This window comes from Kitasatospora sp. NPDC032757, from assembly GCF_055579305.1.
Map to the genome: position 1 here is coordinate 515300 of NZ_JBVINN010000001.1, position 20721 is coordinate 536020.

The following is a 20721-nucleotide window of genomic DNA, read 5'->3' on the forward strand; positions in this document are numbered from 1 at the left end:
TGTTTCTCGAACCGGCGTGCTACTGCATCGCCTGGAGGGAGACGTTACCGTACCGCAGACCGGTCACCGGCAGGGTCGACGCCTCGGTCAGTGCCCGCCCGGCGCAGCCGGCGAGGCCTCCGCAGAACCACTCCCCGATGCCCCCGAAGCCTCCGCAGACGCGCTCCCCGGGGAAGCCGACGCAGACGCCGACCCGCTCGCCTTGGCCGCGTTGTTGGCATTGAACTCCGCCACGTTCCGCTGCTGCACCTCGAAGCTGTCGGTGAACCGGGTGTCCCCCGGCTTCACGGTGACGAAGTAGAGCCAGTCCCCCTGCGCCGGGTCGACGGCCGCCATGATCGCCTGCCGCCCCGGGTTGCCGATCGGCGTCGGCGGCAGGCCGGCGTGCAGGTAGGTGTTGTACGGCGAGTCCAGCTTGGTCTCGCCGACCGTGGTGTTCAGGGTCGAGCGGCCGAGCGCGTAGTTGATCGTGGAGTCCAGCTGCAGCGGCATGTTCTTGGCCAGCCGGTTGTAGATGACCCGGGCCACCTTGGCCATGTCCTCGGTGTTGTCCGCCTCGCCCTGGACCATGCTGGCGATGGTGACCAGCCCGTACAGGCTCTGCCCGAGGTTCTGCGCGACGACGTCCGCGTCGTCCCTGGCGAACTCCTTGCCGGCCCGCTCGACCATCTGTTTCAGCAGGTCCACCGCGGTGGTGCCGTCGGTCACGCTGTAGGTCGCGGGGAAGAGGTACCCCTCGGGGCTGCCCTTGGCGAACTCCGGCAGGCCCAGCTCGCCGGCCTGCTCCTGGGCCGCCTTCTGGGCGGTGCCCGCGGGCAGGTCCAGCTTCTTGTCGATCGCCGCGTAGATCTGGTTGCCGCGCCACCCCTCGGGGATGGTCAGGCCGTTGGCGTTGGCGGGGTCGACCAGGATCGCCAGCGCCGCGGCCGCCGACATCTTCTGCTTCAGCGTGTACGTGCCCGGCTGGATCCGCCCCGCGGCGGCCGCGCTCCCCTTCGCCGCCCGGGTGAAGGCGAGCGAGCTGGCCACCACGCCGTTGCGCACCAGCGCAGAGGCGATCTGGGAGAGCCCGGCGCCTTCGGGCACCGAGACCTGGACCTGGCCGCTGCCCACCCCCGCGAAGTCGGCTGCGGCCGGCGGCTTCTGCTGCCCCCGCAGCCAGGTGTAGCCGGTCAGGCCGATCCCGCCGAAGACGGCGACGAGGGCGAGCGCGGTCAGCCCGCAGGCCAGGCCGTTGCGCCGACGGTGTGGATCGGGTGCATCGGGGCGGGGCCGGGGCGTGCCCGGCGCGCGGCCCTCCGGTTCCATCACCGGCGCACCGAGGTGGCCGGGCGTGAGCCCCGGGGTGAAGTCCTGGTCGGTCATTGCGCCCCCTCGGCGGTCCCGGAAACGGAGCGAGGGGCCCGTGCGGACGCGTCCGCACGGGCCCCTCACCGGGACGTTAGACCAGACCGATCAGCTGACCGCCTCGACGCTCTCGCCCGGCGGCCGCCCGCTCACCCGTTCGGACTCAAGGGCGGTCTGCAGGATCACCACCGCGGCGGCCTGGTCGACCACCGAGCGGCCCTTCTTCGCCTTGACCCCGGAGGCCCGCAGGCCGTGGGTCGCGGTGACGGTGGACATCCGCTCGTCGACCAGCCGCACCGGCACCGGGTAGAGCCGGTTGGCCAGCCGGGTGGCGTAGGCCCGGACCTTCTCGGCCGCCGGGCCCTCCTTGCCGCTGAGCGAGCGCGGCAGCCCGACGATCACCTCGATCGCGTCGTACTCCTCGGCGATCGCGGCGATCCTGGCCTGCGACTTCACCCCGGCGGGGACGGTCTCCACCGGCGTGGCGAGCACCCCGTCGGGGTCGCAGGACGCGACCCCGATCCGGGCGTCACCGACGTCGACGGCGATCCGCCGCCCCCGCCGGAAGGGGGGCCGTTCCGCCTGGGGTTCCTCGACCATCAGTTGGCGCGCTCCGCGACCAGGCCGCGCACCGCGGCGATGGCCTCGCCGACCGCGCCCGGGTTGGAGCCGCCACCCTGGGCGACGTCGTCCTTGCCGCCACCGCCGCCGCCGAGGGTCTTGGCGGCGACCCGGACCAGCTCGCCGGCCTTGATGCCGCGCCCGCGGGCGTCCTCGTTGGTGGCGATCACGGTCAGCGGGCGGTCGTTGGCCACGGTGAAGGCGGCGACGACGGCCGGGCGCGCGCCGAGGCGGCCGCGCACGTCCAGGACCAGCTTGCGCAGCTCGTCCGCGCCGGTGCCGTCGGCGACCTGGGCGGCCACCACGGCGATGCCCTGCACGTCCTCGGCCGCGTCGGCCAGGCCCGCCGCGGCGGCCAGGACCTTCTCGGCGCGGAAGCGCTCGATCTCCTTCTCGGCGTCCTTGAGCTTGGCGAGCATGCCCGAGATCTTCTCCGGCAGCTCCTCCGGGCGGCCCTTGACCAGCTCGGTCAGCTGGGAGACCACGGTGTGCTCGCGGGCCAGGAACTTGTACGCGTCCACGCCGACCAGCGCCTCAACACGGCGCACGCCGGAGCCGATCGAGGACTCGCCGAGCAGCTTCACCAGGCCCAGCTGGGCGGTGTTGCCGACGTGCGTGCCGCCGCAGAGCTCCTTGGAGAAGTCGCCGATGGTGACGACCCGGACCTCGTCGCCGTACTTCTCGCCGAACATGGCGATGGCGCCGGCCTTGCGGGCCTGGTCCATCGTCATGACCTCGGCGGTGACGTCCAGCTCGCGGGTGAGCACGTCGTTGATCTTCTGCTCGACGTCGACCAGCACGGTGCCGGGCACGGCGGCGGGCGAGCCGAAGTCGAAGCGGAAGCGGCCGGGGGCGTTCTCGGAGCCGGCCTGGGCGGCCGTCGGGCCGAGCGCGTCGCGCAATGCCTGGTGGGTCAGGTGGGTGGCCGAGTGGGCGCGGGCGATCGCCCGGCGGCGGTCCACGTCGATGGTGGCGTACGCGGAGGCGCCGAGCACGACCTCGCCGAACAGCACGCCGCCGGAGTGCACGATGACGCCCGGAACGGGCTGCTGCACGTCGCGGATCTCCACCACGGCGCCGGAGTCCAGCCGGATCCGGCCGTGGTCGGCGAGCTGGCCGCCGCCCTCGGCGTAGAACGGGGTGCGGTCGAGGATGATCTCGACCTCGTCGCCCTCGCTCGCGGCCGGCGCCGGGAGGCCGTCCACCAGCAGGCCGACGACGGTGGCCTCACCCTCGGTGAGCTTGTAGCCGGTGAAGACGCTGGCGCCGGACTTGTCGGCGACCTCGCGGTACGCGGCGACGTCGGCGTGGCCCATCTTCTTGGCCTTGGCGTCCGCCTTGGCGCGGTCCCGCTGCTCCTGCATGAGGCGGCGGAAGCCGGCCTCGTCCACCTGGAGGCCCTGCTCCTCGGCCATCTCCAGGGTGAGGTCGATCGGGAAGCCGTAGGTGTCGTGCAGCTTGAACGCCTGCTCGCCGGAGAGCACCGCGCCGCCGGCCTGCTTGGTCTCGGTGACGGCGGTGTCCAGCAGGCTGGTGCCGGCCTTCAGGGTCTGCAGGAAGGCCGCCTCCTCGCCGGCGACGACCGTCTCGATCCGCTTGCGGTCGGTCTCCAGCTCCGGGTACTGCGGGGCCATCGCCTTGATGGCGGTGTCCGTGAGGTCCTTGGCGACCACGCCGGTGGCGCCCAGCAGGCGCATGTTGCGGATGGCACGGCGCAGGATGCGGCGCAGCACGTAGCCGCGGCCCTCGTTGCCGGGGGTGACGCCGTCGCCGATGAGCATCAGCGCGGTGCGGATGTGGTCGGTGACCACGCGCAGCGAGACGTCCGACTTGTGGTCGGCGCCGTAGGTGTGGCCGGTCAGCTCGGCGGCGCGGTCGAGGATCATCCGGCTGGTGTCGATCTCGAAGAGGTTGTCGACGCCCTGGAGGATGGCGGCGAGGCGCTCCAGGCCGAGGCCGGTGTCGATGTTCTTGCTCGGCAGGTCGCCGAGGATCTCGAAACCGTCCTTGCCGTCACCGTGGCCGCGCTCGTACTGCATGAAGACCAGGTTCCAGATCTCCAGGTAGCGCTCGCCGTTGACCGCCGGGCCGCCCTCCTCGCCGTACGCGGGGCCGCGGTCGTAGTTGATCTCCGAGCACGGGCCGCACGGGCCGGGGACGCCCATCGACCAGAAGTTGTCCTTCATGCCGAGGCGCTGGATGCGCTCGGACGGCACGCCGATGACGTCCCGCCAGATCTGCTCGGCCTCGTCGTCGTCCTTGTAGACGGTGATCCAGAGCTTCTCCTTCTCCAGGCCGTAGCCACCGTCCGCGACGGGGCTGGTGAGCAGCTCCCAGGCGAACTTGATGGCTCCTTCCTTGAAGTAGTCACCGAAGGAGAAGTTGCCGCACATCTGGAAGAAGGAGCCGTGCCGGGTGGTCTTCCCGACCTCCTCGATGTCCAGGGTGCGCACGCACTTCTGGACGCTGGTGGCGCGCGAGAACTGCGGCTTGACCTCGCCCAGGAAGTACGGCTTGAAGGGCACCATGCCGGCGTTGACCAGCAGCAGGGTGGGGTCGTCGGCGACCAGGGACGCCGACGGAACGACGGTGTGGCCGCGCTCCTCGAAGAAGCGCAGCCAGCGGCGGCGGATCTCTGCCGACTCCATTAGTGGTCCTTCCGGTTCGGGGTACCGCCCGGCTGCGGCAGCGCGCGGCGGGGCGTCTTTTCGATGGCTTCGGGGGTGTTGCGGGCACTGCTGGACGAAGGCAGGGCGGCGGCCGGGCTGCCGGGCGCCGCCGAGATAGCTCGGTACTGGGGCTCGCGCGAGGGGGGCAGCCCGGAGCGCTTCCCGGGAAGCCCGGCGGCCCCGCGGCGGCGGGGCTCGACGACGGCGGTGCCGTCCAGTCCGAGGTCCTCGCGCAGCTGCTCCTCGCGCTCGGCCATGCCGGCCCTCACGTCCTCTGCGAAGCGCTTCGCCGCGTCGCCCAGGTGCAGCGCACCGCGCGCGGCGGTGCCGGAGAGGCTGTCCGGGGTGAGCCGGTGGACGGCCTCGTTGGCCTTGTTCATGGCCCAGACGGTGGCGCCGGCGCCGACCGCCATCCAGAAGATGCGTCGCACCATGCCGTCAGCCCCTCACCGCACGCCGTACCCGGGCGAGCAGGCCGCTCCTGGGCGCCGTCGCGGCGCGCACCTCGGCCCGGATCAGCCGGGCCAGCTCCTCGCGCTCGCCCGGCTGGGTGGGCAGCGTCAGGGTGCCGTTCTGCTTGGCGACGGCCTTGCGGACGCCGTAGCTGAAGGCCGCGACCTTGACCAGCGGCCCGCCCAGGGTGGCCGCGACGGTGGAGGAGAGCGCATTGGCGTTGGCGGCGGCGTCCTGCACGTTGGCGGTGATCTCGTCCACCCGCTCCAGCTGCTCGTTGGCGCTGCGCACGGCGGCGCCCGCGTCGGTCAGCAGCGGCACGGCCTGTTCGGTGACGGCGGAGACCAGGACGGTGGCCTCCTTGAGCACCCGCGAGAGCCGGACGAGGACGACGGCGAGCAGGGTGACCAGGACCGCCCAGAAGACGGCGACGAGCAACCCGGCCAGCTCTCCCACGGACACCTTGTGCGCTCCCTCGCCTTGCTGTTCTCCGAGGGAACCCTATCGCGCCGACGCCGGGTTTCCCGACCGGGTTGTCGCCCGTCGGGCTCCCGCGATCCGGTCGGGTGTGCGAGCCGTGCGCGTAACCTCCGACTGGTCACCTCGTTCCACCGGGCGGGCCGTCGCCGGGGCGGTCCGAGCGACGTCCGGGCCGTGAGGGTCCGGGCCCGGACCCGGGAGCATCGGTTGGCCGGCGACTCGACAGCGGAGCCGAGAGGGACGGCGGCGCGGCGGACACCGGCGCCCGGCCGGCTGCCCGCGGAGGTGACCAGTTTCGTCGGGCGGCAGGAGGAGCTGACCGCCCTGGCCGGGCTGCTGGCCGCCTCCCGGCTGGTGACGGTGACCGGGCCGGGCGGGGTGGGCAAGAGCCGACTGGCGGTGCGCGCGGCGGCCCGGGCGGCCGGCGCCTTCCCGGACGGCACCTGGCTGGTGGAGGTGGCCCCGGTGCAGGACCCGCTGCTGCTCGGCCACGCGGTGCTGGAGGCGCTGCGGCTGACCGACGGCACCGCCCGGGCACCCCTGGACGTCCTGACCGAGCAGCTGGCCGGGCGCCGGCTGCTGATCGTGCTGGACGGCTGCGAGCACCTGGTGCAGCCCTGCGCCGAGCTGGCCGACACGCTGCTGCGGGCGGTGCCGGGCCTGCGGGTGCTGGCCACCAGCCGGGAGACGCTGCGCGCCTCGGGCGAGCACCTGCTGACGCTGGCGCCGCTGCCGGTCGGCGCCGTCCGCCCCGGCGTGCTGCCGGACGCGGTGCGGCTGTTCGCCGACCGGGCGCGGGCGGTGCTGCCGTCCTTCGAGATCACCCCGGCCACCGCCGAGGGGATCGCCCAGCTCTGCCGCCGGCTGGACGGCATCCCGCTGGCCGTGGAGCTGGCAGCCGGCCGGCTGCGCTCGCTGTCGGTGGAGCAGATCAGTGCCCGGCTGGACGACCGGTTCCGGCTGCTCACCGGCGGGTCCAGAACGGCGCTGCCGCGCCATCAGACGCTGCGGACGACGATCGGCTGGAGCCACGAACTCTGCACGGTGCAGGAACGTTTACTCTGGGCCCGCCTCTCGGTCTTCGCCGGCAGCTTCGACCTGGAGGCCGCCGAGTACGTCTGCGCCGGCGAGGGCCTCGAACCGGACGGGCTGCTCGACCTGCTGACCGAGCTGATCAACAAGTCGGTGGTCATGCGGCTGGGGGCACCTCCCGGCCGGACCGGCGCGGAGAGCGCCGTCGGCGTCCGCTTCCGGCTGCTGGACACGCTGCGCGAGTACGGCGGGCACTGGCTGCGCGCCGCCGGCGAGGAGCAGCGGCTGCTGCGCCGCCACCGCGACTGGTACCTGGGCGTGGCCACCTGGGGTGAGGTCGAGTGGTTCGGCCCCCGGCAGGCCGAGACCGCCGAGCGGACCGGGCTCGCCCACCCCAACCTCCGTGCGGCGCTGGAGTTCTGCCTCGCCGAACCGGGCGAGGAGCAGCTCGCCCTCCTGCTGGCCGGCACGCTCTGGTTCTACTGGGTCGGCTGCGGCCACCTCGGCGAGGGCCGGCACTGGCTGGACCGCGCGCTCGCCCTCGACCCCCAGCCGACCGAGGCCCGCGCCAAGGCGCTCTGGGTCACCGGCTACATGGCCACCCTCCAGGGCGACCTGGTCTCCGCCCGCCCCGCCCTGGAGGAGTGCCGCCGTCAGGCGCTGGACACCGGCGACGACCGGGCGCTCGCCTACGCCGTCCACCGGCAGGGCTGCGCGGCGCTGATCGGCGACGAACCGGCCCGCGCCGCCGAGCTGTTCGAGGAGGCGCTCTGGCACTACCGGACCATCGGCGAGCTGAACAGCAACGTCCTGATGGCCATGTTCGAGCTGGGCATCGCCTACCTCTTCCAGGGCGACCAGGAGAGCGGCGACCTCTGGCTCGGCCAGGTCCGCGAGCAGTGCGAGGAGCACGGCGAGCAGTGGGTGTACGCGTACGCGCTGTACGCGCTGGCGTACTCGCACTGGCTGAACGGCGAGATCCGGCCGGCCCGCGCGCAGGCCCGGGAGAGCGTCCGGCTCAACCACCTCTTCCGCGACCTGCTCGGCATCGTGCTGGCGATCGACCTGCTGGCGCTGCTGGAGACCGAGCCGGCCGGCCCGGGTGAGCCGGGCGACCTGCGCGAGGCCCGGGTGCTGCAGGGCACCGCGCACCGCATCTGGCAGGCCGTGGGCAAGCCGTTCTTCGGCTCGCGCACCTTCAACGGCCCGCACCGGGAGTGCGAGGAGCGGGCCAGGGCCGGCCTGACCGAGCAGGAGTTCACCGGCTGGTTCGACTGCGGCACCCGGCTGGACCTCGACGCCGCCGTCCACCGCGCCCTCGGCGGCGACGGCCGGGCGGACGGCCCGGGGCCGCTGCCCGGCCCCTTCCCGGTGCCGCCGGCGCCCCGCCCGTCACCGGTCAGGAATAGTTGAAACTTGTCCATTGCTCAACCGGGCAGCACCACTCGGCACCGTCGCACCGGTACCGGCGCCGAGCAGACCCGGAAGGAGCAGCCGTGGCCATCCACACCGCCGCCGACGAGTACCGCCTCGCGAAGTTCCACTTCGAGTCCAAGGCCTACTCCGACGCCGCCCGCATGCTGGAGGGCGTCCTCGCCGAGGAGCCGGCCAACCTCGCGGTCCGGCTGCTGCTGGCCCGCAGCTACTACCACTCGGCCCAGCTCTCCCGGGCCGAGGCGGAGCTGCGCCGCATCGTCGACGCCGCCCCGGCCGAGGACTACGCCCGGCTGATGCTCGGCCGGACGCTGGAGCGCCAGGGCCGTCCCGAGGAGGCCCGCCCGCACCTGCGACTGGCCGCCGCGATGACCGGCGAGGACGTCTGAGAGGACATCTGAGCGGCCCGGTCCCGCCCCGGGCCAAAGGGCGCACCGGTGCCGAAAGCGAGAGACCGATGAAGCGACCGACGCAGGAGGGAACGCGGGAGCGATGAGCGTCGGCGCCGGGTCCCGAGCGCCCGGAGGCGAGCGGGCGAGTCACAGCAAAGGGGCGAGCCCCCGCCGCCTCGAAAGGCGGCGGGGGCTCGCTGGGTACGGCAGGCGTACCGCTCGCGGGTCAGCGCGAGTAGTACTCGACGACGAGCTGCTCGTCACAGATCACCGGGACCTCCTTGCGCTGCGGCGCACGGTCCAGGCGGAAGGCCAGGGCCTTCAGGTTGACCTCGAGGTACTTCGGGGTCTGGCCCTCGCCCGCGTAGCCACCCTCACGGGCGACCTGGAACGGGACCTTCTCCTTGCTGCGCTCGCGCACAGTCACCACGAAGCCCGGCTTCATCTGGTACGACGGCTTGTTGACCTTGCCGCCGTTGACCTCGATGTGGCCGTGGACGACCATCTGGCGGGCCTGGTAGATGGTGCGGGCAATGCCCGAACGCAGCACCAGGGAGTCCAGACGGGTCTCCAGCTCGGCGACGAGCGCCTCACCGGTCTTGCCCTCGGCCTTCTTGGCGCGGTCGAACGCGCGCGCCATCTGCTTCTCGCTCAGGTCGTACTGGGCGCGCAGACGCTGCTTCTCGAGCAGACGGACCTTGTAGTCCGAGTTCTGCTTGCGGCCACGGCCGTGCTGGCCGGGCGGGTACGGGCGGGCCTCGAAGTACTTGACGGACTTCGGGGTCAGCGGCACGCCGAGCGCACGCGCGATCTTGACCTTGGGACGCTTCTGGTTCGCCATGAACCAAACCTTCCTTGCTTACGAATACGGCTTCACCAGGTGTTGACGGAGGTCGCTCGTCGCGGTCCGGAGGAAAACCGCACCGCCCACGGGCAGTGTGGTCAGCCGTTCTCCGAGGCCGGGCACGGAAGTGCTTGCACACGAGTGGCCCACCGAACCGGGGTTGGTGGGCTGCACGCGACACCGAAACGGTGCGCGACGCTCCTGAAGACCCCGCGAGGGGTCTACCGCCGGTGCCCCGCTGGTGCGGCCGGTCGGTCAGGGTCTCCCCTGCCGCCGTCCCGGGACACGGCACTCCGCACGAGTATACCCGCAGCTTTCGCGGCGGGTTCCCCACCCGTCACTCGCCCCTGAGCCGGCCCCTGGTCCACTCCACGATGTCCGCGTACCGGGCCTCCCCGCCGTGCCGGGTCGGCTGGTAGTACGCCTTGCCGTGCACCGCGTCCGGCGCGTACTGCTGCGCCGCGATGCCCTCCGGAAGATCGTGCGGGTACTGGTAGCCCTGGCCGTGCCCGAGCTTGCCGGCGCCGCCGTAGTGCGCGTCCCTCAGGTGCGGCGGCACCGCGCCGGCCAGGCCCTGCCGGACGTCCGTCAGCGCCGCGTCGATCGCCAGGTAGGCCGCGTTGGACTTGGGCGCCAGCGCCAGCGCGATCGCCGCCTGGGAGAGGATGATCCGCGCCTCCGGGAAGCCGATCAGCGCCACCGCCTGGGCCGCCGCCACCGCCGTGGTCAGCGCGGTCGGGTCGGCCAGGCCGACGTCCTCGCTGGCCGAGATCATCAGCCGCCGGGCGATGAACCTCGGGTCCTCCCCCGCCTCGATCATCCGGGCCAGGTAGTGCAGGGTGGCGTCGACGTCGCTGCCCCGGATCGACTTGATCAGCGCGCTGGCGACGTCGTAGTGCTGGTCGCCGTCCTTGTCGTACCGGACGGCCGCCTGGTTGACCGCCGTCTCGGTGGTGGCCAGGGTGATGGTCGCCTCGCCCTTCTCCAGCGCCGCCCCCGCCGCCGCCTCCAGCGTGGTCAGCGCCCGCCGGGCGTCCCCGCCGGCCAGGCGGACGAGGTGGTCCTCCGCCTCCCCGGACAGCTCCAGCGCGCCCTCCAGGCCACGCTCGTCGGCCACCGCGCGGCGCAGCAGGGCGCGGATGTCCTCGTCGGTCAGCGACTCCAGGGTGAGCAGCAGCGAGCGCGACAGGAGCGGGGAGATCACCGAGAAGTACGGGTTCTCGGTGGTCGCGGCGATCAGGGTGACCCAGCGGTTCTCCACCGCGGGCAGCAGCGAGTCCTGCTGGGCCTTGGAGAAGCGGTGGATCTCGTCCAGGAAGAGCACCGTCTCCTTGCCGCTCATGCCGACCGCCCGGCGTGCGCCCTCGATGACCGCGCGGACCTCCTTGACGCCCGCGGTGATCGCCGACAGCTCGACGAAACGCCCCTCGACGGCCTGGCTGATCACGTGCGCGAGCGTGGTCTTGCCGGTGCCGGGCGGGCCCCAGAGGATCACCGAGCTGGTGGCCGCCGGCCCGCGCGAGCCGGCCACGAGGCGGCGCAGCGGTGAGCCGGGCTTCAGCAGCTGCCGCTGCCCGGCCACCTCGTCCAGGGTGCGCGGACGCATCCGTACGGCGAGCGGGGCCCGGCCGGGCTCCTTGGCCTGGCGTTCCTCGGCGGCGGCGGTGAAGAGGTCCGGTTCGTCCACACCGGAAGCCTATGCGAGGGCGCCGACAGCCCCGCCCGGCCGTGACCGCTACGGCTGCTGCGGAAGGTCCAGCAGGATGACCTCGAACTCCTCCAGGGACTGCAGGACGGCGCCGCCGGCGGCCACGGCCCGCGTCCGGGCCTCCGCGACCGGGCCGCGGGAGGCCACCAGGGCGGCCTTGTCGGCGAAGAGAAGACCGACCGCACCGCGCTCGTCCTCGGAGTTGATCAGCATGGAGCCGCCGAGGAACCCGTCGATGCGCTGCATCGCGGGCAGCGCCCCCTCGCGGAACGCGGCGGCCACCTGGTCGGCCTGCGCCCGGCCGAGGTCGAACTTGGTCAGCCGGAACCAGGCGCCCGGGGCGGCCTGGGCGGGCCGGGCGGCGACCACGGCCTCCCAGTGCTCCTGGGTGGCCGTCCCCCCGAACGGCGCCAGCAGCTCCGCGCGCCGCCCGCGCAGCTGCGCGTCGCTGTCCCGTTCCGCCTGCTCGCTCTCCCACCAGGAGCCCATGGTGATGATGCCGAGTTCCCGGTTGGCGAACAGGCCGTAGCCCCGGTAGCCGGGCTGCGCGGACAGCAGGCCGACCGCCTCGGCGCGCAGCCCCTCGAGGGTCCGGTCGAGCCTGGCCGGGTCACCGGTCGCGTAGACGGTGCGAACGAACATGGGCGGGTCTCCTGACATCCGGCGGGCGCCGCGGCGGGCGTCCGTGCGTTCACGGGCACGTCCATCGCACGCTCCGGCACCGCCGACGGCAACGCCGCGGGGCCGTTCGGAGGAGGCGCTATCCGATCCCCGCCGCGTGGTCCGGCACGTACTTCTGCAGGTCGCGCGGCGGCCGCTGGTAGCCCCGGGGGCGCGGGCGGAGCGGCAGCTCGATCCGGGGCGGGGCCACCTCGCGGTACGGGAGGGTGGAGAGCAGGTGGGCGATCATGTTGATCCGGGCCCGCCGCTTGTCGTCGCTCTCCACCACGTTCCACGGCGAGTCCGGGATGTCGGTGTGGATGAACATCTCGTCCTTGGCCCGCGAGTAGTCCTCCCAGCGGGTGATCGACTCGACGTCCATCGGCGAGAGCCTCCAGCGCTTCATCGGGTCCTCCAGCCGGCCCCGGAAGCGCAGCTGCTGCTCCGTGTCGCTGACCGAGAACCAGTACTTGCGCAGCAGGATGCCGGCCTCGGTCAGCATCCGCTCGAACATCGGGCACTGGTGCAGGAACTGCCAGTACTCCTCGTCCGTGCAGAAGCCCATCACCCGCTCGACCCCGGCCCGGTTGTACCAGCTGCGGTCGAACAGCACGATCTCCCCGGCGGCGGGCAGCTGCTCGACGTACCGCTGGAAGTACCACTGGCCGCGCTGGCGTTCGGTGGGGGCGGGCAGTGCCACGACCCGGGCGATGCGCGGGTTCAGATACTCCGTCACCCGCTTGATCGCGCCACCCTTGCCGGCCGCGTCGCGCCCCTCGAAGACGACCACCAGCCGGGCGCCCTCGGCGCGCACCCACTCCTGGAGCTTCACGAGTTCGTTCTGGAGCCGCAGCAGCTCCCGCTCGTACGGCTTCCTCCGCAGCCGCTCCGGAGGGCGGGCTCGGTCACGCTCGGGCCTGACTGCCACCTGGGTGCCTCCGTCCGGAGAGTACTGATGACCACTCACCGTAGGCGCTGCGCCCCGTGCCCGCAGGCCGGGGGCAGAAGCGGCAGCGGCGGCCCCCTGAACCGCCGCTGCCGGGCTCCCCCGTGGGCCGGCCCGAGGGCCGAGTGATCAACCTTGTCGCAGACCTGCCGGGCCGGTCCAATATCCCGTTCCATAACCTTGGGGCATGGATGTGGACACCCGACTGCTGCGCAGCTTCGCCGCGGTCTGCGAGGAGGGGCAGCTGACCGCCGCCGCGGCCCGGCTGTTCGTCTCCCAGCCGACGCTGACCAAGCAGATCCGCCAGCTGGAGGCGCTGCTCGGGGTGGAGCTGTTCGAGCGGTCCCGCCGGGGCATGGCACCGACCCCGGCGGGCCGGGCCCTGGCCGAGCGCGCCGGCCCGATGCTGGCGGACTGGGACGACGCGCTGCGCGCCACCAGGGCGGCGGCGGCCGAGCAGGGCTCGACGCTGCGGGTGGGTTTCGAGGGCGGCACGATCAACGTGATGACCCGGAGCACCGTGGCGGACTTCACCCGGCGGATGCCGGGCTGGCAGGTGGAGCTGCGGCAGAACAACTGGTTCGACCCCACCTCGGGGCTGGCCACCGGGGAGATCGACCTGACGCTCTGGCACGCCCCGCCGTCGATGTCCGAGCACTACAACGTCGCGGTGCTGGGCGAGGAGCCGCGGTGCGCGGCGCTGCCGGCCGGACACCGGCTGGCCGGGCGTGCGGTGATCGACTTCGAGGAGCTGCTGGACGAGCCCTTCGTGGCGATACCGCACGAGGCCGGGCACTGGCGCGACTACTGGCTGGCGGTCCGGGAGCGGGAGGGGCGGCCGGTGCGGATCGGCGCGGTGGCGCACAACACCGACGAGTGGCTGGCCGCGGTGGTGTGCGGCCAGGGCATCGGCTTCGCCCCGGAGACGATGAGCCGGCTGGCGGCGCGGGAGGATGTCGCGTACCGGCCGGTGCGGGGGCTGAGCCCCAGCCTGGTCGGGCTGTACTGGCCGAAGGAGCGGGAACTGACCCAGGCGATGGCCGCGTTCGTGCAGAGCTGCCGGGCGACGGTCGGCCCCCCGCCGGGCGGGAGTCCCGCCCGCAGGAACGGCGCCGACCGGGCGCCCTAGACGGCCTCGAACGGCTCCGGGTAGCGGCAGAGCCCGCGCGGGCCGTCGTCGTACGCGGGCAGGGCGAGCGCCTGGAAGTAGGCCTCCGGCACCTCGAACGGGCCGGTGACCTCGTGCTGCCGGGCCGGCAGGAAGCCGAACCGGCCGTAGTAGCCCGGGTCGCCGAGCACCACGACGAGCTTCTCGCCCGCCACCTCGGCGGCGGCCAGCGCGGCCCGGACGACCAGCTCGCCGACGCCCTTGCGCTGCCACTCCGGCGCGACCGCGACCGGCGCGAGCGCCAGACCCTGGCCGTCGCCGACCCGCAGCCGGGTGAGCAGCGCATGTCCCACGACCAGGCCGGCCTCGTCCACCGCGACCAGCGACAGGCCGGGCAGCCAGGCGGGGTCGCGGCGCAGCGCGTCCACCAGGTCGGCCTCGTCGGGGCCGGGGAACGCGGCCATGTGGACCCGTCTGGTGGCGGGCGCGTCGTCCGGACACTCGACTCTGGTGCTGACCTTCATGGGGGGAAGCCTCTCTCCGTCGCACACCGTTGTGGACCGGCCCCGGACGGCAGGTGCGCCGTCCGGGGCCGTGAAAGGTTAGCCGATGGGACGTCAGGCCTTGGGCTGGGCCTCGGACTTGGCGTCGGCCTTCGCGTCCTCGCGGACCTTCGGCTGGGCGTCGACGCCGGCCTCGCGGCGCTGCGCCGGGGTGATCGGCGTGGGGGCGCCGGTCAGCGGGTCGCCGCCGGTGGACGTCTTCGGGAACGCGATGACGTCCCGGATGGTGTCGTACCCGCCGAGCAGCGTGACGATCCGGTCGAGGCCGAAGGCGACGCCACCGTGCGGCGGCGGGCCGTAGTTGAAGGCGTCCAGCAGGAAGCCGAACTGCGAGGCCGCCTCCTCCTCGGAGAGGCCGATCGCGTCGAACGCCCGCTTCTGCACGTCCCGCTGGTGGATACGGATCGAACCGCCGCCCAGCTCCGAGCCGTTGAGGACCAGGTCGTAGGCGTTGGAGAGCGCCGAGCCCGGGTCGGTGTCGAAGGTGGCGAGCGACTCGACGGTCGGGGCGGTGAAGGGGTGGTGCACCGCGTGCCAGCCCTGGAACTCGCCCTTGTCGTCCTCGATCGGCTCGAACATCGGGAAGTCGACGACCCAGAGGAAGGCCCACTGGGACTCGTCGATCAGCTCGCAGCGGCGGCCGATCTCCAGGCGGGCGGCGCCGAGCAGCTCCTGCGAGGGGCGCTGCTTGCCGGCCGCGAAGAAGATCGCGTCACCGTTCTTGGCGCCGGCGGCGTCGGCCAGGCCGGCCAGGTGCTCGGCGGAGAGGTTCTTGGCGACGGGGCCGCGCAGCTCGCCGGTCTCGGCGTCGATGACGACGTAGGCGAGGCCGCGGGCGCCGCGCGCCTTGGCCCAGTCCTGCCAGGCGTCGAGCGCCTTGCGCGGCTGCGAGGCGCCGCCGGGCATGACCACGGCGCCGACGTACGGGGCCTGGAAGACGCGGAACTCGGTGCCCTTGAAGTACTCGGTGAGGTCGGTGAGTTCCTGGCCGAAGCGGACGTCCGGCTTGTCGGAGCCGTAGCGGGCCATGGCGTCCGCGTAGGTCATCCGGGGCAGCGGGTTCGGGATCTCGTAACCGTGCACCTCGCGCCAGACCGAGCCGACGATCTTCTCGCCGAGGGCCAGGACGTCCTCCTGGTCGACGAACGAGGCCTCGATGTCCAGCTGGGTGAACTCCGGCTGCCGGTCGGCGCGGAAGTCCTCGTCGCGGAAGCAGCGGGCGATCTGGTAGTACCGCTCCATGCCGGCCACCATCAGCAGCTGCTTGAACAGCTGGGGCGACTGCGGCAGCGCGTACCAGTGGCCGGGCTGGAGGCGGACCGGGACGAGGAAGTCGCGGGCGCCCTCGGGGGTGGAGCGGGTGAGGTACGGCGTCTCGATGTCGAGGTAGTCGTTCTCCTCCATCACCCGGCGGATGATGTTGTTGACCTTCGAGCGCAGCCGCAGGCCCTTGGCCGGGCCCTCACGGCGCAGGTCCAGGTAGCGGTAGCGGAGCCGGACCTCCTCGTTGACCGTGCCGGGCTCGTACTCGGCGACCGGGAAGGGCAGCGGGGCGGCCTCGGAGAGCACCTCGATCTCGCTGACGACGACCTCGACGGCGCCGGTCGGGATGTCCGGGTTCTCGTTGCCCTCGGGGCGCACCCGGACGTCGCCGACGACCTTGACGCAGTACTCGGCGCGCAGGCCGTGCACCGAGTCGAGGTCGCGGACCACGATCTGCACGGTGCCGGAGGCGTCGCGCAGGTCGATGAAGGCCACGCCGCCGTGGTCGCGGCGGCGGGCGACCCAGCCGGCCAGGGTGACGGTGGTGCCTGCGTGCTCCGGGCGGAGCGTGCCCGCGTCGTGCGTGCGGATCACAGCTGCTTCTCCTTCAGGGTGGTGACGAGTGCGTCGAGGGCGACGGGGTTCTGCTCGCCGGTGGTCAGGTCCTTGAGCTGGACGACGCCGTCGGCGAGGTCCCGGTCACCGGCGAGCACGGCGAAGCGGGCGCCGGAACGGTCCGCGGACTTCATCGCGTTCTTGATGCCCTTGACGCCGAAGGCGAGGTCGGTGGCGACGCCCTCGCGGCGCAGCTCGACCACCTTGGCGAAGAGGACGTTCTTCGCTTCGTCGCTCAGGGCGACGGCGTAGACGGAGGTGGTGGAGGGCAGGTCGAGGACGACGCCCTCGGCCTCCATCGCCAGGTAGGTGCGGTCGACGCCCAGGCCCCAGCCGACGGACGGCAGCGCCGGGCCGCCGAGCATCTCGGAGAGGCCGTCGTAGCGGCCGCCGCCGCCGATCGCGGACTGCGCGCCGAGGCCGTTGTGCACGAACTCGAAGGTGGTGCGGGTGTAGTAGTCCAGCCCGCGGACCAGCTTGGGGTCGTCGGTGAAGGGCACGCCGGCGGCGGTGAGCAGCTCGCGGACCTTCTCGTCGTAGGCCTTGCACTCCTCGCAGAGGTAGTCGCGCAGCCTGGGGGCGTCGGTCAGCTGGGCCTGGACGGAGTCGCGCTTGTCGTCCAGCACCCGCAGCGGGTTGATCTCGGCGCGGCGGCGGGTGTCCTCGTCGAGGTCCAGGCCGGCCAGGAACTCGATCAGCGCGGCGCGGTAGAGCGGCCGGCACTGCTTGTCGCCGAGGCTGTTGATCAGCAGCGAGTAGTCGGCGAGGCCCAGCGAGCGGAAGGCGTCGTCGGCCAGGATGATCAGCTCGGCGTCCAGCGCCGGGTCCTCCGCGCCGATCGCCTCGGCGCCGACCTGGGCGAACTGGCGGTAGCGGCCGGCCTGCGGGCGCTCGTAGCGGTAGAAGGAGCCGGAGTACCAGAGCTTGACCGGCAGGTTGCCCAGCTTGTGCAGGTTGGCCTGCAGGGTGGCGCGGACCACCGACGCGGTGCCCTCGGGGCGCAGCGCGAGGTCCTCCTTGCCGCGCTTGGTGAGCGAGAACATCTCCTTGGTGACGATGTCCGTCGACTCGCCGACACCGCGGGAGAACAGCTTGACGTCCTCGAAGACCGGGGTCTCGATGTAGCCGTAGCCGGCCCGGCGCAGCGGCGCGCTGAGGCGCTCGCGGATCGCCAGGAAGGTCGCGGAGCTGGGGGGCAGCAGGTCGTAGGTGCCCTTGGGGGCGGTGAAGGTGCTCAACTTCTCTTCCGTCACATTCCTCGTCGCGGGACGGCCGGAGCGCCCTGCGCTCCCGCCGCCTGCCTGAGGTAGGGGTTGGTGGCGCGCTCACGGCCGATGGTGGTCTGTCCGCCGTGGCCGGAGAGGACCACGGTCGCGTCGTCGAGGGGCAGGCACACCCGGGCCAGCGACTGCATGATCGCCTCGCTGTCCCCGCCCGGGAGGTCCGTACGCCCGATGGAGCCGGCGAAGAGCAGGTCGCCCGAGAAGAGCACCGGGGGCAGGTCCTCGGCGCCGGGCGTCCGGAACGTCACCGACCCCTTGGTATGGCCGGGCGCGTGGTCGACGGTGAGCTTCAGGCCGGCCAGGTCGAGCACGCTGCCGTCGGTGAGTTCGCGCACGTCGTCGGGCTCGCCGACGGTGAGCTCGCCCATCAGCTGGGTGCCGAGCGAGCGGCCGAGCGCCTTCTCCGGGTCGGCCATCATGTAGCGGTCCTCGGGGTGGATCCACGCCGGGACGCCCTTGGCGCCGCAGACCGGGACGACCGAGGCGATGTGGTCGATGTGGCCGTGGGTGAGCACGACCGCGACGGGCTTGAGCCGGTGCTCGCGGATCAGCTCGTCGACGCCGTGGGCGGCCTGGTGGCCGGGGTCGACGATGACGCACTCCTCGCCCGGCGCCGGAGCGACCAGGTAGCAGTTGGTGCCCCAGGCTCCAGCGGGGAATCCGGCGATGAACACGCGCGTCCTTCGTGACTCGGTCGGCAGTGGCGGCTACGGGATGCGGCTACACGAGGTGGTGTAAGCGCAGCCTACCGGCGGTCCGGGTCCGGTTGCGAACCAGATAGGGGTGACAGGACCAACCGTCCTGACAGGTTCACCGCGTTCTTACAGCCGCGGTACCTACACTTGGCCATCGATGGATGCGATGATCCGCTCCAGCATCCGTACACAAGTCCAGCGCATATGTAGGAGACACGGCCTGTGGTCACCAGCGAACAGCGGCGGCGGCAGCTCGCCCGCGAGAAGTACGAGCGCCAGGCGCAGCGCCGGGCCGAGGCCCACGCCGCGCGCAGGCGCCGCAACACCATCATCGGGGCCTCGCTCGCCGTGGTGGTGCTGGCGGGCGGCGGCGCCCTGGTGGGCACGGGTGCGTTCGACTCCGAGGACAAGAAGGACTCGTCCTCCACCGCGCAGGCCGCGCCGACCGCCACCGGGGAGCCCACCACCCCGACCCGCAAGCCGGTCGAGGGCTGCACCGACCCGGCGCCGGGCGCGCCGAACGGCAAGCAGTGGCAGACCGAGCCGGCGATGAGCATCGACGCCACCGGCAGCTACACGTCGACGCTGGACACCAACTGCGGCAAGGTGACGCTCACCCTGGACGCGGCCAAGGCGCCGCACACGGTCAACTCCTTCGCCTTCCTCTCGGGCCAGCAGTTCTTCGACCACACCAAGTGCCACCGGCTGACCACGGGCGGCATCTTCGTGCTGCAGTGCGGCGACCCGACGGCCAGCGCCACCGCCCCGGGCGGCACCGGCGGCCCGGGCTACAAGTTCGCCGACGAGAACCTGACCGGCGCGACCTACCCGGCGGGCACGGTGGCGATGGCCAACTCGGGCCCGGGCACCAACGGCAGCCAGTTCTTCCTGGTCTACAAGGACACCAAGCTGGACCCGAACTACACCCCGTTCGGCAAGATCACCGGCGGTCTGGACGTGCTTCAGAAGATCGCCGCCGCGGGCACCCTGGAGGGTGGGGCGGACGGCCACCCGATGGCCGACGTCACCCTCAACTCGGTTACCACCGCGAAGGGTTGACCCGTACCGGGGCCGCGCCGCGCACGCCCGGGAGGCGTGCGGGCGCGGCCCCGGCCCGAAATCGCCCGGCCCGGATGCGGACAGCACCGGGCCTGGTCGCCTATGTTGGCGTTGTGTAGGGTGCCCAGACCCGCCGGCCGTCACCCTCGGCAGCAAGACACGGCGGACGGGACGGCGGACTCATCGGTCCGCCGCACATCAACTGTGGACGACGTACGCGTACCGCCCCGGCGCGGGCGCGACGTCATGTGGAGGACGCGCTATGAGCAGCGACCCGTGGGGCCGTGTCGACGAGCAGGGCACGGTCTACGTCAGGACGGCCGACGGCGAACGCGTCGTGGGTTCCTGGCAGGCCGGCTCGCCCGAAGAGGCTCTCGCCTACTTCGAGCGCAAGTACCAGGGCATCGAGGTGGAGATCGGCCTGCTGGAGAAGCGGGTGCGCACCACCGACCTGGCCGCCAAGGACGCCCAGACGGCGCTGGAGCACCTGCGCGCGCAGGTGGCCGAGGGGCACGCGGTCGGCGACCTGGACGCCCTGGCCAAGCGGCTGGACACGCTCGCCGGTGAGATCGAGAGCCGCCGCGAGCAGCGCAAGGCGGCCCGCGCCAAGGCCCAGGACGAGACCCGGACGGCCAAGGAGGAGCTGGTCGCCGAGGCCGAGCGGCTCGCCGAGTCGACCCAGTGGCGGGAGGCCGGCGACCGGCTGCGCGCCCTGGTGGACATCTGGAAGGGCCTGCCGCGGCTGGACCGCAAGAGCGACGACGAGCTGTGGCACCGCTTCTCGCACGCCCGCTCGGTCTTCTCCAAGCACCGCAAGGCGCACTTCGCCACCCTCGACGCCGAGCGCGACCAGGCCCGGGCGGTCAAGGAGCGCCTGGTCACCGAGGCGGAGGCGCTCTCCTCGTCCACCGAGTGGGGCGACACCGCGGCCCGCTACCGGGACCTGATGGCGCGCTGGAAGGCCGCCGGGCGCGCCCAGCGCGACATCGAGGACGAGCTGTGGGCGCGGTTCCGCGGCGCCCAGGACGTCTTCTTCCAGGCCCGGTCCGCCGTGTTCAGCGAGCGCGACGCCGAGCAGGTCGCCAACCAGAAGCTCAAGGAGGTGCTGGCGGCCGAGGCCGAGACGATCCTGCCGATCACCGACCTCAAGGCCGCCAAGGCGGCGCTGCGCGACATCAACGAGCGCTGGGAGGCGATCGGGCACGTGCCGCGCGACGTCCGGCCGAAGCTGGACGGCCGGCTGAACACGGTCGAGCGGGCGATCCGCGAGGCCGAGGACGCCGAGTGGAAGCGCTCCAACCCGGAGGCCAAGGCCCGTGCCGCCGGCATGGTCGGCCTCTTCGAGGCCAAGGCCGAGAAGATCCAGGCCGACCTGGACAAGGCCCGCGCGGCCGGCAACGCGAGCCGCGTCGCCAAGCTGGAGTCCGAGCTGGCCGGCGTCCAGACCCTGCTGGAGCAGGCGCACAAGAGCCAGGACGAGTTCAGCGGCTGAGTCCCCCGCCGCAGGACACGACGAAGGGCCCCGGGCGAACCCGGGGCCCTTCGTCGT

18 protein-coding genes are annotated in these 20721 nt (G+C 72.7%); 5 read left to right on the forward strand and 13 right to left on the reverse strand.

Features of this window, described 5'->3' with window-relative positions:
- Nucleotides 1-87: 87 nt before the first annotated feature.
- The 5 genes from mltG to ACZ5WK_RS02325 all read right to left on the reverse strand — a co-directional run bounded on the left by mltG (nt 88) and on the right by ACZ5WK_RS02325 (nt 5552).
- Nucleotides 88-1365: an endolytic transglycosylase MltG gene (gene mltG, locus ACZ5WK_RS02305; RefSeq protein ID WP_465544078.1), complete on the reverse strand. Its 1278-nt coding sequence runs from the start codon at nt 1363-1365 to the stop codon at nt 88-90.
- A 90-nt stretch (nt 1366-1455) separates the two neighbouring features.
- Entirely contained in the window at nt 1456-1947 is a 492-nt protein-coding gene (gene ruvX, locus ACZ5WK_RS02310; protein ID WP_465544080.1) for a Holliday junction resolvase RuvX, read from the reverse strand.
- Nucleotides 1947-4616: an alanine--tRNA ligase gene (gene alaS, locus ACZ5WK_RS02315; RefSeq protein WP_465544082.1), complete on the reverse strand. Its 2670-nt coding sequence runs from the start codon at nt 4614-4616 to the stop codon at nt 1947-1949. Before alaS ends, ruvX begins: the two co-directional genes overlap by 1 nt.
- Nucleotides 4616-5071, reverse strand: a complete 456-nt coding sequence (locus ACZ5WK_RS02320) for a DUF6167 family protein (RefSeq protein ID WP_465544084.1) — start codon at nt 5069-5071, stop codon at nt 4616-4618. The genes alaS and ACZ5WK_RS02320 overlap by 1 nt, the downstream gene beginning before the upstream one ends.
- A 4-nt stretch (nt 5072-5075) precedes the next feature.
- Nucleotides 5076-5552 carry a DUF948 domain-containing protein gene (locus tag ACZ5WK_RS02325; RefSeq protein WP_396321671.1) on the reverse strand — a complete coding sequence of 159 codons (477 nt, stop codon included), beginning with the start codon at nt 5550-5552 and terminating at the stop codon, nt 5076-5078.
- Nucleotides 5553-5855: 303 nt separating this feature from the next.
- On the opposite strand from ACZ5WK_RS02325, the gene ACZ5WK_RS02330 reads away from it, so the two are divergent.
- Nucleotides 5856-8015 carry an ATP-binding protein gene (locus ACZ5WK_RS02330; protein WP_465544086.1) on the forward strand — a complete coding sequence of 720 codons (2160 nt, stop codon included), beginning with the start codon at nt 5856-5858 and terminating at the stop codon, nt 8013-8015.
- Between the two features lie 89 nt (nt 8016-8104).
- Nucleotides 8105-8425 carry a tetratricopeptide repeat protein gene (locus ACZ5WK_RS02335; RefSeq protein ID WP_465544352.1) on the forward strand — a complete coding sequence of 107 codons (321 nt, stop codon included), beginning with the start codon at nt 8105-8107 and terminating at the stop codon, nt 8423-8425.
- 229 nt (nt 8426-8654) lie between these two features.
- On the opposite strand, the gene rpsD is transcribed toward ACZ5WK_RS02335, so the two are convergent.
- The 4 genes from rpsD to ppk2 all read right to left on the reverse strand — a co-directional run bounded on the left by rpsD (nt 8655) and on the right by ppk2 (nt 12568).
- A complete protein-coding gene (gene rpsD / locus ACZ5WK_RS02340) occupies nt 8655-9269 on the reverse strand; it encodes a 30S ribosomal protein S4 (RefSeq protein WP_063346792.1) in 615 nt (204 codons plus the stop codon).
- Between the two features lie 340 nt (nt 9270-9609).
- Nucleotides 9610-10959 carry a replication-associated recombination protein A gene (locus tag ACZ5WK_RS02345; protein WP_465544089.1) on the reverse strand — a complete coding sequence of 450 codons (1350 nt, stop codon included), beginning with the start codon at nt 10957-10959 and terminating at the stop codon, nt 9610-9612.
- A 48-nt stretch (nt 10960-11007) separates the two neighbouring features.
- Complete coding sequence (locus ACZ5WK_RS02350) at nt 11008-11622, reverse strand: antibiotic biosynthesis monooxygenase (protein WP_465544091.1); 615 nt, start codon at nt 11620-11622, stop codon at nt 11008-11010.
- A 118-nt stretch (nt 11623-11740) separates the two neighbouring features.
- Nucleotides 11741-12568: a polyphosphate kinase 2 gene (gene ppk2, locus ACZ5WK_RS02355; protein WP_465544093.1), complete on the reverse strand. Its 828-nt coding sequence runs from the start codon at nt 12566-12568 to the stop codon at nt 11741-11743.
- A gap of 205 nt (nt 12569-12773) precedes the next feature.
- On the opposite strand from ppk2, the gene ACZ5WK_RS02360 reads away from it, so the two are divergent.
- Nucleotides 12774-13715 (forward strand): LysR family transcriptional regulator, encoded by a 942-nt coding sequence (locus ACZ5WK_RS02360; protein ID WP_465544095.1) that lies wholly within the window; start codon nt 12774-12776, stop codon nt 13713-13715.
- On the opposite strand, the gene ACZ5WK_RS02365 is transcribed toward ACZ5WK_RS02360, so the two are convergent.
- From ACZ5WK_RS02365 to ACZ5WK_RS02380, 4 genes are all read right to left on the reverse strand, one after another.
- Nucleotides 13712-14218: a GNAT family N-acetyltransferase gene (locus ACZ5WK_RS02365; RefSeq protein WP_465544097.1), complete on the reverse strand. Its 507-nt coding sequence runs from the start codon at nt 14216-14218 to the stop codon at nt 13712-13714. The two genes, ACZ5WK_RS02360 and ACZ5WK_RS02365, sit on opposite strands and share 4 nt — an antisense overlap.
- A gap of 93 nt (nt 14219-14311) precedes the next feature.
- Nucleotides 14312-16114, reverse strand: coding sequence for an aspartate--tRNA ligase (gene aspS / locus ACZ5WK_RS02370; RefSeq protein WP_465544099.1), 1803 nt, complete (start codon nt 16112-16114; stop codon nt 14312-14314).
- On the reverse strand, nt 16111-17373 hold the full coding sequence (gene hisS, locus ACZ5WK_RS02375) for a histidine--tRNA ligase (protein WP_465544101.1): 1263 nt from the start codon (nt 17371-17373) through the stop codon (nt 16111-16113). Before hisS ends, aspS begins: the two co-directional genes overlap by 4 nt.
- An 11-nt stretch (nt 17374-17384) precedes the next feature.
- Complete coding sequence (locus ACZ5WK_RS02380) at nt 17385-18092, reverse strand: MBL fold metallo-hydrolase (RefSeq protein ID WP_465544103.1); 708 nt, start codon at nt 18090-18092, stop codon at nt 17385-17387.
- Between the two features lie 243 nt (nt 18093-18335).
- Between ACZ5WK_RS02380 and ACZ5WK_RS02385 the strand changes: the two genes are divergently transcribed.
- Both ACZ5WK_RS02385 and ACZ5WK_RS02390 read left to right on the forward strand, forming a co-directional pair.
- Nucleotides 18336-19172, forward strand: coding sequence for a peptidylprolyl isomerase (locus ACZ5WK_RS02385; RefSeq protein ID WP_465544105.1), 837 nt, complete (start codon nt 18336-18338; stop codon nt 19170-19172).
- 262 nt (nt 19173-19434) lie between these two features.
- Complete coding sequence (locus ACZ5WK_RS02390) at nt 19435-20664, forward strand: DUF349 domain-containing protein (protein WP_465544107.1); 1230 nt, start codon at nt 19435-19437, stop codon at nt 20662-20664.
- The last annotated feature ends 57 nt before the right edge of the window (nt 20665-20721 follow it).

Bases quoted from the DNA above. Each gene is read 5' to 3' on its own strand.
- ACZ5WK_RS02390 (WP_465544107.1), top strand. From the start codon at position 19,435: ATGAGCAGCGACCCGTGGGGCCGTGTCGACGAGCAGGGCACGGTCTAC.
- ACZ5WK_RS02365 (WP_465544097.1), bottom strand. From the start codon at position 14,218: ATGAAGGTCAGCACCAGAGTCGAGTGTCCGGACGACGCGCCCGCCACC.
- ruvX (WP_465544080.1), bottom strand. From the start codon at position 1,947: ATGGTCGAGGAACCCCAGGCGGAACGGCCCCCCTTCCGGCGGGGGCGG.
- rpsD (WP_063346792.1), bottom strand. From the start codon at position 9,269: ATGGCGAACCAGAAGCGTCCCAAGGTCAAGATCGCGCGTGCGCTCGGC.
- ACZ5WK_RS02350 (WP_465544091.1), bottom strand. From the start codon at position 11,622: ATGTTCGTTCGCACCGTCTACGCGACCGGTGACCCGGCCAGGCTCGAC.
- ACZ5WK_RS02320 (WP_465544084.1), bottom strand. From the start codon at position 5,071: ATGGTGCGACGCATCTTCTGGATGGCGGTCGGCGCCGGCGCCACCGTC.
- alaS (WP_465544082.1), bottom strand. From the start codon at position 4,616: ATGGAGTCGGCAGAGATCCGCCGCCGCTGGCTGCGCTTCTTCGAGGAG.
- mltG (WP_465544078.1), bottom strand. From the start codon at position 1,365: ATGACCGACCAGGACTTCACCCCGGGGCTCACGCCCGGCCACCTCGGT.
- ACZ5WK_RS02360 (WP_465544095.1), top strand. From the start codon at position 12,774: ATGGATGTGGACACCCGACTGCTGCGCAGCTTCGCCGCGGTCTGCGAG.